This is a genomic window from Comamonas sp. B21-038 (assembly GCF_022387135.1).
Lineage (GTDB): Bacteria > Pseudomonadota > Gammaproteobacteria > Burkholderiales > Burkholderiaceae_C > Comamonas > Comamonas sediminis.
On record NZ_CP092462.1, the window covers coordinates 2,062,819 to 2,075,282 of the forward strand.

At 60.9% G+C, this 12,464-nt stretch carries 13 protein-coding genes and 1 tRNA gene; 2 read left to right on the forward strand and 12 right to left on the reverse strand.

The window, feature by feature from the left end:
• Window position 1 precedes the first annotated feature (1 nt).
• The gene (locus MJ205_RS09345; protein WP_239812199.1) at window positions 2-1,543 is read left to right on the forward strand and encodes a M14 family metallopeptidase; all 1,542 of its coding nucleotides are present in this window, start codon (window positions 2-4) and stop codon (window positions 1,541-1,543) included.
• 195 nt (window positions 1,544-1,738) lie between these two features.
• Here MJ205_RS09345 and MJ205_RS09350 read toward each other — a convergent pair.
• The 3 genes from MJ205_RS09350 to MJ205_RS09360 form a co-directional block, all read right to left on the reverse strand.
• Window positions 1,739-1,815 (reverse strand) — tRNA-Arg (locus MJ205_RS09350).
• Between the two features lie 266 nt (window positions 1,816-2,081).
• Window positions 2,082-2,468, reverse strand: a complete 387-nt coding sequence (locus MJ205_RS09355; protein ID WP_373449083.1) for a PRC-barrel domain-containing protein — start codon at window positions 2,466-2,468, stop codon at window positions 2,082-2,084.
• A gap of 34 nt (window positions 2,469-2,502) precedes the next feature.
• A complete protein-coding gene (locus MJ205_RS09360; protein ID WP_239812201.1) occupies window positions 2,503-2,682 on the reverse strand; it encodes a CsbD family protein in 180 nt (59 codons plus the stop codon).
• A gap of 539 nt (window positions 2,683-3,221) precedes the next feature.
• On the opposite strand from MJ205_RS09360, the gene MJ205_RS09365 reads away from it, so the two are divergent.
• Window positions 3,222-3,542 carry an FHA domain-containing protein gene (locus MJ205_RS09365; RefSeq protein WP_239812202.1) on the forward strand — a complete coding sequence of 107 codons (321 nt, stop codon included), beginning with the start codon at window positions 3,222-3,224 and terminating at the stop codon, window positions 3,540-3,542.
• 96 nt (window positions 3,543-3,638) lie between these two features.
• On the opposite strand, the gene MJ205_RS09370 is transcribed toward MJ205_RS09365, so the two are convergent.
• The 9 genes from MJ205_RS09370 to icd all read right to left on the reverse strand — a co-directional run bounded on the left by MJ205_RS09370 (window position 3,639) and on the right by icd (window position 12,406).
• Window positions 3,639-4,712: an alcohol dehydrogenase gene (locus MJ205_RS09370; protein WP_239812203.1), complete on the reverse strand. Its 1,074-nt coding sequence runs from the start codon at window positions 4,710-4,712 to the stop codon at window positions 3,639-3,641.
• A gap of 218 nt (window positions 4,713-4,930) precedes the next feature.
• Window positions 4,931-5,428, reverse strand: a complete 498-nt coding sequence (locus MJ205_RS09375) for a disulfide bond formation protein B (RefSeq protein ID WP_239812204.1) — start codon at window positions 5,426-5,428, stop codon at window positions 4,931-4,933.
• 132 nt (window positions 5,429-5,560) lie between these two features.
• Complete coding sequence (locus tag MJ205_RS09380; protein ID WP_239812205.1) at window positions 5,561-6,694, reverse strand: sulfate/molybdate ABC transporter ATP-binding protein; 1,134 nt, start codon at window positions 6,692-6,694, stop codon at window positions 5,561-5,563.
• 23 nt (window positions 6,695-6,717) lie between these two features.
• Window positions 6,718-7,683: a sulfate ABC transporter permease subunit CysW gene (gene cysW / locus MJ205_RS09385; RefSeq protein WP_239812206.1), complete on the reverse strand. Its 966-nt coding sequence runs from the start codon at window positions 7,681-7,683 to the stop codon at window positions 6,718-6,720.
• Window positions 7,684-7,695: 12 nt separating this feature from the next.
• Window positions 7,696-8,568: a sulfate ABC transporter permease subunit CysT gene (gene cysT, locus MJ205_RS09390; RefSeq protein ID WP_239812207.1), complete on the reverse strand. Its 873-nt coding sequence runs from the start codon at window positions 8,566-8,568 to the stop codon at window positions 7,696-7,698.
• 72 nt (window positions 8,569-8,640) lie between these two features.
• Window positions 8,641-9,630 (reverse strand): sulfate ABC transporter substrate-binding protein, encoded by a 990-nt coding sequence (locus MJ205_RS09395; RefSeq protein ID WP_239812208.1) that lies wholly within the window; start codon window positions 9,628-9,630, stop codon window positions 8,641-8,643.
• A 223-nt stretch (window positions 9,631-9,853) separates the two neighbouring features.
• The gene (locus tag MJ205_RS09400; RefSeq protein WP_239812209.1) at window positions 9,854-10,405 is read right to left on the reverse strand and encodes a DUF1439 domain-containing protein; all 552 of its coding nucleotides are present in this window, start codon (window positions 10,403-10,405) and stop codon (window positions 9,854-9,856) included.
• 31 nt (window positions 10,406-10,436) lie between these two features.
• Window positions 10,437-11,075, reverse strand: a complete 639-nt coding sequence (locus MJ205_RS09405; protein WP_239812210.1) for a trimeric intracellular cation channel family protein — start codon at window positions 11,073-11,075, stop codon at window positions 10,437-10,439.
• Window positions 11,076-11,137: 62 nt separating this feature from the next.
• Complete coding sequence (icd, locus tag MJ205_RS09410; RefSeq protein ID WP_239812211.1) at window positions 11,138-12,406, reverse strand: NADP-dependent isocitrate dehydrogenase; 1,269 nt, start codon at window positions 12,404-12,406, stop codon at window positions 11,138-11,140.
• Window positions 12,407-12,464 lie beyond the last annotated feature (58 nt).

Sequence of the window (12,464 nt, forward strand, 5' to 3'; positions counted from 1 at the left end):
TTTGAGCGGATGGAAGGAGAGCGACGAAGTCGCTGCCCGATTTCCCGATCCCCAACGCAACTACATCACCCCTGGATTGAGTGCGGGCCGCACCACCTATACCAGCAATGCCGAACTGGGCCAGTGGCTGCGCCAGCTGGCGACGCCGGACCAGTCCGGCACCAAGACCGAGCTGGTCACCGCCGGCACCTCCCAGGAAGGCCAGCCCATTTTGGCGCTGCTGCTGACCCGCGCTGCCAGCACCAGCCTGCACGACCTGGACCAAAGCCAGCGCCCTACCGTGCTGCTGATTGGCCAGCAGCATGGTGATGAGCCCGCCGGCAGCGAAGCGCTGCTGGCCCTGGCGCAGGATTTGAAACAAGGCCCGCTGTCGGCCGTCCTCGACAAGATCAACGTACTGCTGGTGCCACGTGCCAATCCCGATGGGGCTGCCACCGGACGGCGCACCACTGCCAACGGCCTGGACATGAACCGCGACCACCTGCTGCTGCAGACGCCGGAAGCCCAGGCCCTTGCCAAGCTCAGCCGGAATTACCGGCCCCTGGCAGTGTTGGATGCCCATGAGTTCACAGTCGCCGGCCGCTACCTGGAAAAGTTCAAGGGCGTGCAGCGCTATGACGCCCTTCTCCAGCCCCCGACGACCGCCAATGTCCATGAGTTCGTCAGCAAGGCGGCCAACGAATGGTATTTGCTGCCGATCCAAAAGGCGCTGACCGAGCAAAGGCTGGCGACCAACTGGTACTACACCACCACCCGTGATCCGCAGGACCTGTCGCTGTCGATGGGCGGCGTACGCCCCGACACCGGCCGCAACGTGAACGCACTCAAGAACGCCACCACGATGCTGATCGAGACGCGCGGCGTCGGTATTGGCCGCGCGCACATCCAGCGCCGCGTGCATGCGCAGTATGTGGCACTGGCGTCTGCATTGGAGACCACCGCTCAGCGCACCAAGGAGCTCGAGCAGGTGCGCACCTTCGTCAACCGCGACATCGCCTCCCAGGCGTGCCGAGGTGAGTTCACGCTGGAGGCGAAGCAGACCACCGAAAAGCGCCGCGTTCTCTTCCTCGATCCGCAAACGGGTGAGGACATGCAGCAGGAAGTGGACTGGCACTCCTCGGTGAAGCTCAGCCCTGGCCCCAAGCGTGCTCGCCCTTGCGGATACTGGCTGGCCAGCAGTGCCACCGATGCGGTCGACAAGCTCCGCGCGCTGGGGCTGCAGGTGCTGCGCGTCGCCGAACCGGGCAACCTGCTGGCCGATACCTACCAGGAGCAAGAACGCAGCAGCAACGCCAAAAGCGATGTACTGGGCCCGGGACAGCAAAGCGTGGAGCGGGTCAAGGTCGGCCTGGAGCGCGTTGCCATCGATGTGCCCGAGGGCAGCTACTATGTGCCACTGAACCAGTCGCTGGCCAATGTGGCCATCGCGGCCCTGGAGCCAGATACCCAAAGCAGCTTTTTCGCCAACCACATCATCGCCGGCCTCAACGATGTGGCTCGCTCGATGAACAACCCTTCGCTGGTTTACGAAGAAACCGAGTAAGCGCTGCCCTGCCCTCTTCGGCCATGCTTGGATCGATGCATGGCTGGGTCGGAATTGACAATGCCCGCAGTGTGATCGCACTGCGGGCATTGCTATTTGTGCATTGAAGGCACGACTCGATGCGACGTGACTGCCCTGCTATGGGGGGAATGCAATGTTGCAGTCTGGCAGCGGACTCAATACAGCCGAGGAGTTTGGCCTGCCCGACAGGGATCGAACCTGTGACCCACAGCTTAGAAGGCTGTTGCTCTATCCAACTGAGCTACGGGCAGATGCTTGATTTATGAAGGTATTTTGCCGTGAAGGGCGCAACCTGAGACCCTGGTTTTGCGGAGCGCTCCGCAAGGGCCGTTTTTGTTTTTTATGACTGGGCGTCATTATGCACTGAATCATCGGCTCCAACTTCAGCGCTGGCGTGGTCAACGCAAAAGATGGATCAGACGGTACCACTGCGGAACCTTTGCGCAAAATGGCTGAAGGCTTACAACGCAAAAAGCCCCTTGCGGGGCTTTCCAGGATATCTGCCTCCGGGCAGCTATCACTTCTTCGCGTACTCAAACTTGGGCAGCGCCTTGAGCGCATCCTTGGTTGCACCGGGCAAAGTGATCTTGTCATTTTGCACACGGAACTGGCCCACGGGGATGGCGACATCATGCTTGCCAACGCCCAGGAAGCCGCCGGCACCGATGATGGCGTAAGAGACGGCCTTGTCAGGTGCAACGATCACGTCGTCGACCTTGCCGACAGACTTGCCTTCTTCGTTGTAAACGTTCTTGCCGAGCACCGACTTCTTCAGGCTCCAACCGGTGGCGACCGCCTGGATTTCGGTCTGCTCTACACCCAGCTTGACGCCACCTGCGACTGGCACTTGTGTCTGCGCGAAAGCAGTGCCCGCAGCCATCGTGATGGCAAAAGCGCCGAGCATCAACATAGATTTGGATTGCATCATCAACTCCTTGTTACTTGTTAGTGTCTTGGACCGCTTCTTGCACATGGCCCGCTGCTTTTTGGGTCTTGCCTTCGACCTGCTTGGCAATGCCCTTGGCCTGCTGCTCAGGGCTGTTGACTGCTTCGCCGACCTTCTGCTGCACCTTGCCAGCAGCATCTTTTACGGCACCCGCGACTTGGTTCTTGTTCATGCGTTTTCCTTCAGTGGTGTTGCAGCGCAACGTTGGGATAGGTCAACGATAGCGCGCAACGCGATGGAAGAAGTTAGGTGCACAACTTGTTAGACAGTGGGGTTAGGCTTACAGGCCTCGCTGGAGTTGCTCGGAATGCGCGCCTTCAAGCGCCCGTCCGGAAAGCACTGCATACGCTTCACCCTGAACACTCGCGCACTACCTCATGCGCATTCAGCGGCAGGTCTCGGTTAACCGGGTTGATCCACTGGGTGCCGTAACACCATGAGGCGCACCGCAGGCCAACGCGTGCCACGATCAGCCCACGCTGCCGAGCAAATCAGTGGGGATTGACACACACCCGGCACACCAGATGAGTAGCACCCCCTACAATCGCCCACCCATCTTTTAGATTTTTTATTTTTGTTTGGTTTTTTTCATAGTTTCTGCAAAATACGCACAGCTATGACAATGATTGGCAATGTTTATCGAATCTGAACCAATAATAGATGCATAATCCGTTCAGACTTTTCAATAGCCAGTTCCTTCAGGAGCTCACCATGTTGCCGGAAATCCTTGTTCGTTCTGATCTGCAATCCCCTCCCCGCGCTATCCAACTGGAGCGCGGTTGCACGGCCATCGGCCGAGGTCCGAGCAGCGGTCTGTTCCTGAGCGACCCGAGCATCAGCCGCGACCACGGCGCCTTCAGCTACTACATCGGTCTGTTGATGGTGGAGGACCATGACAGCACCAATGGCATCTTTGTCAACGGCCGCCGGGTCAAGCGCCAGGTGCTGTATGCCGGAGACCAGGTCTCTGTCGGCAATTTCGACATCGTGGTGAAGTCCGGCTCCGTGCCCAGCTTGGAAACACAAGACTGACTGCCTGCTACCCAGCGAAAAAAGTCCGCATGTGCGGACTTTTTGCATGGTGGCTGATGGATTGGACTCCGCCCGCCCGATTCAGTGGCCAGGGGCTCAGGCCACGGCTTCCTCGTTGGGGGTCAGCATCAGACGGCCTACCGCCTTGCCCTGCTCCAGCGCCACCAGCGCGGAGAAGGCCTTGCTGAAATGCATGCAGGTGGTCGGCACGGGGTTCAGCTTCTTGTCGCGCACCAGCGCGATCAGTTCACGCAGATCACCCAGATTGCCCACATAGGTACCCTGGTAGGTGATCGCACGGATCGCATGCGTGGGGGTGGGCAGATCCACATGGCCGCCGAACAGACCGATCTGCACCAGATGGCCGCCCTTGGTCAGCATGTCGATACCCTGCTGCACGGTCTGGCTGGAGCCCACGCAGTCGATGATGGCCCAGACTGCGCCGCCAGCGGCCTGCTTGACCTGGGCGATGAAGTCGGGCGACTTGGGATCAATGACCACGTCGGCGCCTGCGCTCAACGCTGCCGCGTGTTTGCTGGCATCGGGCTCGACGACCACCACACCGGCCCCACCCATGGCCTTCATCAGCAGGATGGCCATCAGCCCCAGACCGCCGGCGCCAAACAGCACGATCTTCTCATCCTTGAAGACCTGGGGATCGATCTTCTTGATCGCGCTGTAGGTGGTCAGGCCCGAGCAGGCATAGGGGGCGGCGCGCTCGGCGGGCATATCGCCGATATCCACCAGGTAGTAGGCATGGTTGACCAGCACATGGTCGGCGTAGCCACCGTTCTGGTAGACACCCATGGATTTGCCGGCCAGGCAGAGGTTCTCATCACCGCGCTTGCAGACCTTGCATTCACCGCAACCGTGCCAGGGGAAGACCACATAGCGCTTGCCGATCTCGACGCCCTTGGCGTCCGGGCCCATGGCGACTACCTCGCCGGCAATCTCGTGGCCCAAGGTCAGGGGCAGCTTCATGCCACGGTCGGCCATGGACAGCTTTTTGCCATTGCCCAGGTCGTACTCGCCGTGCCAGATGTGCAGGTCCGAGTGGCAGACACCCGCAGCCTCGACACGCACCAGCACCTGGTCTCCGGTCGGTACGGGGGTGGGGCGCTCGCTGCGCACCAGGGGCTCACCAAAGCCTGTGACGTCATAGCTGATCATGCGATCTCCTTATTGCTTGTTGCTTGTACTGGGCCGGGACTGGCTGTCCCTTTCGATGCCTGACAGATCAGCATATTAGTGCCGCGTTGTTTCTGCACAAGCTGGCTATCACGAACACCAGTCGCATTGGCGATATAGGTCTGGCGGGCCATCCCCTGCTTGATGCAGCCATAAAAAACGCCCCTCAAAAGGGGCGTTCGCATGCGGTTGACTGGCGCTTAGCGCTTGGCTTTGAACAGGGCCAACAGCAGCACGATGCTAAAGCCTGCAAAGGCGATAAAGGACCAGTTGGCGATCGACAGACCCAGGAAAGTCCAGTCGATCGCGGTGCAATCACCGGATCCTCGGAAAATCATAGGCAGCGAGCGGCTGATCGGGTAGTTCTCGATCATGCCGTAGAAGTCGCGCCCGCAGGTCGCGAACTCTGGCGGGTTCCATTGCAGCCAGCTCTGGCGCGCTGCAGTGAATGCGCCGAAGGCGGAAAACAGCAGCGCCAGGCCACCGAAACTCTTCCACCAACCGGCCGTCGACGGCTTGAGGCTGCCCAGCAGCGCAAATACACCGACCGCAATGAGGCAGTAGCGCTGCACGATGCACATCGGACAAGGCTCCAGCCCTACCACGTGCTGCAAATACATGCCAAAAGCCATCATGGCCGCGCAGGCCACAAAAATCAGCGCCAAGGTGCGGCGCGGTGCGTTCCAGATCCAGTTCAAGTCATGTCCTTATGCTGCCAATCCCGCCATCTTACGCGTACAGACCTGCAGGAGCCCAAAACCAGAAAACCGGCCCGCCCACAGGGCAGAACCGGGTCTCACAGCTTCAGGCGCAGGCGCGAGCGTCAGGCGCTAGATATTGGCCGCTTGATCGAGAAAAACTCGGGCTTGCCGCGGTGTCACCACCAGCGTCTCGCCTTCCTTCAGGCCCATGGCTTTGAACTGTTGCGCAGAAATCTGCGCCTCAATGAGCTTGTCGCTGTCCGAAGCCTCGGCACCTGGGGCTTGGTGCCCGCCAACGGCAATAAGTTCCAGACGGGCGATGGGGCCGACAACAATCGCACGGTCAAGCTGGGCCACGATGCCGCGCTGGCGGCCATCGGCGTCCTTTTCCTGGCCGGGCGAGTAGCGCTCCACGTCCAGCTCGTGTGGCCGCACATAGGCCAGTGCCTGGGCATTGTTGGCCGATGCCAGCTCGGGCGAATCGATCTGCACGCCGCCTTCGACCACCGTATGGCCACCGGTAGCACGGCCTCGGAACAGGTTGACGTCACCCAGGAAGCCATAAACAAAGGGGCTGGCCGGGCTGTCCCAGACTTCCTGCGGCGTGCCCGCCTGCTCGATCTGGCCCTTGTTGATGACGACCACACGATCCGCCACTTCCAGCGCTTCTTCCTGGTCATGGGTCACGAAAATGCTGGTCACGTGCAGCTCATCGTGCAGACGGCGCAACCAGCGGCGCAGCTCCTTGCGCACCTTGGCATCGAGTGCGCCAAAGGGCTCGTCGAGCAGCAGCACCTTGGGCTCCACCGCCAACGCCCGGGCCAACGCGATCCGCTGGCGCTGGCCACCCGACAGCTGCGAGGGATAGCGGTCCGCGATCCAATCCAACTGCACCAGCTTGAGCAGGCTCATGACCTTTTCGCGGATCTGGGTTTCGCTCGGGCGCTCCTTGCGGGGCTTGATGCGCAGGCCAAAAGCCACGTTCTCGAACACCGTCATATGGCGGAACAGCGCATAGTGCTGAAAAACAAAGCCCACATTGCGGTTGCGCACGTGCACATCGGTGGTGTCCTCACCGCTGAACTGGATCGTGCCCTGGTCAGCAGACTCCAGGCCGGCAATGATGCGCAGCAAGGTGGTCTTGCCGCAGCCCGACGGGCCCAGCAGCGCAATCAGTTCACCGGATTGGATGTCCAGATTGACGTTATTGAGCGCCTTAAAGCTGCCAAACGACTTGGAAATGTTTTGGATTTCAATGCTCATATCCGACCTCGAAAATACCGGGTTTATGCCGTGGCTGCGCTGTCATCACGCGGACGCTCGGGTGGCAGACTGGCTGCCTCTTTGTGCTCTTTCTCGGCGCGCCACTCGGCGATCGACTTGAGCACCAGGGTCACCAGCGCCAGCAGAGCCAGCAAGGAAGCCACCGCAAAGGCTGCAGAAGACTGAAAGTCGGCATACAGAATCTCGACATGCAGCGGAATGGTATTGGTCTGGCCGCGGATGCTGCCCGACACCACAGAGACCGCACCAAATTCGCCCATGGCGCGCGCATTGCACAGGATCACGCCGTACAGCAGACCCCATTTGATGTTGGGCAGGGTCACGCGCCAGAAGGTCTGCCAGCCCGAAGCCCCCAGCACAATGGCTGCCTGCTCTTCGTCATTGCCCTGGGCCTGCATCAGCGGAATCAGCTCACGGGCAATGAACGGGAAGGTGACGAACACAGTGGCCAGCACAATGCCGGGCACCGCAAAAATCACCTTCAGGTTATGGGCCTCCAGCCATGCCCCAAACCAGCCATTGGCCCCAAACAGCAGCACATAGGTGAGGCCCGCCACGACGGGGGACACCGAGAAAGGCAGGTCCACCAGCGATGTCAGCAAGGCCTTGCCCTTGAACTCGAACTTGGCAATTGCCCAGGCGGCTGCCACACCAAACACCAGGTTCAGCGGCACGGCAATCAGCGCGGTGATCAAGGTCAGCTTGATGGCAGACCAGGCATCAGGCTCGGTCAGCGCGCTCACATAGACGTCCCATCCCTTGCGCAGCGCCTCAAAGAACACCGCCAGCAATGGCAGCAGCAAAAACAGCAGCATGAAGACCAGCGCAATACCGGTCAGGGTCCAGCGCACCCAGCGCGGCTCGGTCACGGTGCTCTGGACTTCAGGCACATGGCGGGCCACATACTGGTAGCGCGCCAGCACGGTGCCCAGCACCACCACGACGATGGCAATCAATACGAGATACATGGTTGGCATGGTTCAGGCCCCCGAACGCTTGCGCTGCCAGCTTTGCAGGCCGTTGATGAGAAGCAGCAGCACGAAGGAGATCACCAGCATCACCATCGCAATCGCAGTGGCACCGGCATAGTCGTGCAGCTCCAGCTTGGCCATGATGACGAAGGGTGTGATCTGCGACTCCATCGGGATGTTGTTGGAGACGAAGATGACCGAGCCATACTCACCCACTGCGCGCGCAAAGGCCATCGCAAAGCCGGTCAGCAACGCCGGGCCGATCGCAGGCAGGATCACCTTGTAGAAGGTCTGCCAGCGCGACGCACCCAGGCTGCCGGCGGCCTCTTCCAGCTCTTTCTCAAAATCTTCCAGCACCGGCTGCACCGTGCGCACCACGAACGGCAGGCCGATGAAGATCAGCGCAAACACGATACCTACGCGGTTGAACACCAGCTGGATACCCAGGGGCGCAAAGTACTGGCCAATCCAGCCGTTGTCCGCCAGCAATGCCGTCAGCGAGATACCGGCCACAGCGGTGGGCAGCGCGAACGGCAGGTCGACCAGCGCATCGACGATCTTCTTGCCGGGAAACTGGTAGCGCACCAGCACCCATGCGATCAGCATGCCGAACACCAGGTTCACCAGCGCCGCGATCAGCGATGCGCCGAAGGTGACCTTGTAGGCGGCCACGGCAATGGGGGCGGAGATCGTTGTCCAGAATTGGTCCCAGCTGAGCTCGAAGGTCTTGAACAACAACGTGGCCAGCGGGATCAGCACGATGATGCTGAGGTAGAAAATGGTGTAGCCCAGGGTGAGTCCAAAGCCTGGCAGTACGCGTTTGGCACTACGGCGTTTGGCACTGGGCACGGCATTCGCCGGAGCAGTGATGGCAGCTGACATGGATTCCGATCGGCAAAAATCTACAGGAAATGCGCAGTCAGCGCCCGGCTGGCGGGCGCTGCTGCTGGCTCATCACTTCTTGGGTTCGGTGAACAGCTTGTCGAAGTAGCCGCCATCTCCAAAGTGGGTCTTCTGCGCCTCACCCAGGCTGCCAAAGTACTTGGCCACGGTGAACTGCTTGATCGGCTTGAACACGTCGGCGTGCTTCTTCAGCACCGCTTCGCTGCGGGGGCGGATGGCATGGTTGGCAGCGATTTCCTGCCCTTCATCCGAGTAGAGGTAATCCAGATAGGCCTTGGCCAGCTCGGCCGTACCCTTTTTCTCGACCGTGCGTTCCACCACGGCCACCGGGTTTTCCGCCGTGATGCTCACCGATGGGTAGATCGGATCCACCTTGCCTTTGCCAAACTCGCGGTCAATGGAAACCACCTCGGATTCAAAGGTGATCAGCACATCGCCCACATTGCGCTGCAGGAAGGCAGCAGTCGCATCGCGCCCGCCCTTGGCCAGCACCGGCACATTCTTGTACAACTTGCTGATGTAGGCTTGGGCATCCGCATCCGAGCCACCCTTTTCACGGGCCTGGCCCCAGGCGGCCAGATAGGCGTAGCGGCCATTGCCACCCAGCTTGGGGTTCACCACCACCACCTGCACACCGGGCTTGATCAGGTCATCCCAGTCCTTGATACCTTTGGGGTTGCCGTTGCGCACCAGAAAAAGCATGGTCGATGTGGTGGGCGACGCATCGTTGGGAAACTTCTTGGTCCAATCCTTGGCGACCACGCCCTTTTCAGCCAGGAACTCGACGTCGGTCGTGGTGTTGAAGGTCACCACATCGGCGGCAAGACCTTCGGACACGGCGCGCGCCTGGGCGCTGGAGCCGCCATGGGACTGGTCCACCTTGATATCCACGCCCTTGGTCTTCTTGTAGTGGGCGATAAAGGCCGCGTTGTAGTCCTTGTAGAACTCGCGGGCGACGTCGTACGAAACATTGAGCAGCTGGTTTTGTGCCAGCACCGAGCCACTGGTCACCACCGCTGCGGCAACCACCAAAGATTTCAATCCACCCAGTTTCATGTTCTGCTACCCGTTCGTATGAAGTGATGTTGCAAATTGTGGACTTTTGTACTTAAAACTCAAACGAATATATTTTTGTTAATTTATGGTGTTTTGAGAATAAAGGAATCAGGCAAGCGTCTTGCCGCCGGTCTCCAGGCGGCCTGTGCGCCATCCGCCCGGCACCGCGCTCAGCCCGGTGCAGCCAATGGCGCAGAACCTGGCGGGCTCACAGCCCCAGGATGACCACCAGCACGCCCTTGTCCACCTTGATATCGCGCACCGCCATGCGCGCCAGGCGCTGGCGCGTGTCGGAAGCATTGAGCGTGTAGATCGGCTGCTGGGCCAGGTACGAGGCCATCGCCGCTTCCAGCGCTACCTGGGCCATCGCCGTGCGCCGCTCATCAAGGCCCTGCACTACCAGCTTGTCCATCACCGGCTGGTCCAGAAAGATCGCCCCGCGCTCGGCGTCATAGCGCAGGGAGGAAGACACATCGATCTGCGCACCCAACAGCTGCGTGCCGCTGGAATGGGTGTTGACCGTCATGTTCACACCAAAGTCGACGCGCTCGCTGTCTTCCTTCAAATGCACCCTTGGCTGGGCCATGGTGACAGAGACCAGCGGATAGCGCTGCGTCAGCGGCAGGCGCTCGGCCAGCTTCTGCTCCAACTGCGCCTGGCTGATGCGTATCTCGTAGGTTTTACCCGCCAGGTACCAGATGACCGCGCTGCCCACCAAGGCCAGCAGCACCAGCAGTGACCATGTCCATTTTTTCCCCATGCCTGCATCCCTTCTGTTGCATCCATCTCGCTCACTCCACCCGCCAACTGGGCAGCCGCCAATGCCGCCACAGCGCAATCGCCCGCAAGCCTGCGGTGACCAGCACACAGCCGAGCATCGGCGCCATCTCGGGCACGGGCGAGCTGCGCAGCAGCAGATCCACCCAACCGCCGACGAAGGCACAGACAGCATAGGGCTGGTGGTCACGGAAGGCCTGCGGAATCTCGCCGCACATCACATCGCGGAGCACCCCGCCAAACACCCCGGTGATCACGCCCATCATCACGCAGATGAGTGCGGGCAGGCCCTGCTCGGCGGCCATGTCCACCCCCACCGCAGCAAACAGGCCCAGGCCCAGCATATCGGGCCAGAGCATGGCCCGCTCGGTCAAAGCAAAGTGGCGCTGCCGCAAAAATACGATGGCCAGCAGGCTGATGCCCAGGATCACCCAGACAAAGGTCTCCTGCCGCACCCAGAAAAACGGCCGCTGGTCCAGCAGCAGATCACGCAAGGTGCCGCCGCCAAAAGCAGCCACAAAGGCCACCACACAGACACCGACGACATCCAGTTTCTTGTGCGCCGCCTTGATCACGCCGGACAGCGCAAATGCAATCGTCGCCGCGATCTCCAGCACCTGGCGCGCAGTGTCGATGATGTGCGGTGTGTCCATGGCCATGGGCAGCAAGCTAAGGGGCGGGATGCGGCTTCAGCCGCAGCCCCGCCGGTGGAAGGTCAGGCAACCGATTGCATGTTGCTGATCATCTCGTCGCCAAAGCGCGAGGTACTGACCTGCGTGGCCCCCTCCATCAGCCGCGCAAAGTCGTAAGTGACGCGCTTGGAGGCAATCGTAGCCTCCATCGCGGCAATGATCAGGTCAGCGGCTTCGGTCCAGCCAATGTGGCGCAGCATCATCTCGGCCGACAGGATCAGCGAGCCGGGGTTGACATAGTCCTTGCCGGCGTACTTGGGCGCCGTGCCATGTGTGGCCTCGAACACCGCCACCCGGTCCGACAGATTGGCGCCCGGCGCAATGCCGATACCGCCCACCTGCGCGGCCACCGCGTCCGAGATGTAGTCACCATTCAAATTGAGCGTGGCGATCACCGAGTAATCGGCCGGGCGCAGCAGCACCTGCTGCAGGAAGGCATCGGCAATTACATCCTTGATGATGATCTCGGAGCCATCCTTGGGGCTCTTGAGGCGCATCCAGGGCCCGCCGTCGATGACCTCGGCACCGAACTCCTGCTTTGCCAGCGCATAGCCCCAGTCGCGGAACGCGCCTTCGGTGAACTTCATGATGTTGCCCTTGTGCACCAAGGTCACGCTGGGCTTGTCATGGTCGATCGCATACTGGATGGCCTGGCGCACCAGGCGCTCGGTGCCTTCGCGCGATACCGGCTTGATGCCGATGCCCGAGCTGAGCGGAAAACGGATCTTCTGCGAACCGATCTCCTGCTGCAAGAAGGCGATCAGCTTGACCGCCAGGTCCGAGCCCGCCGCAAACTCGATCCCGGCATAGATGTCTTCGGAATTCTCGCGGAAGATCACCATGTGCGTCTTGTGCGGCTCACGCACTGGCGATGGCACGCCTTCAAAGTAGCGCACGGGGCGCAGACAGACGTACAGGTCCAGGGTCTGGCGCAAGGTCACGTTGAGCGAGCGGATGCCGCCGCCCACCGGCGTGTTCAACGGGCCCTTGATGGCGACCAGGTACTGGCCGATAGCGTCCATGGTTTCCTGCGGCAGGCTCTGGCCCTCGCCATACAGACCCAGCGCCTTGTCACCGGCAAACACTTCCATCCAGGCAATGCGGCGCGTATCACCATAGGCCTGGGCCACTGCCGCATCCACCACCTTGCGCATCACCGGGGTGATGTCCCGGCCCACGCCATCGCCTTCGATGAAGGGAATGATGGGCCGGTCTGGCACGCACAGGCTGTGGTCCGCATTGGCCGTGATGGCCTGTCCGCCTTCGGGCTGCTGGATAGGTTGAGCACGCATCGTCACAAATCTCCCAATCTGGTTCTTCGCCCAGCCCCACACCAGGCACCAGGCGCAT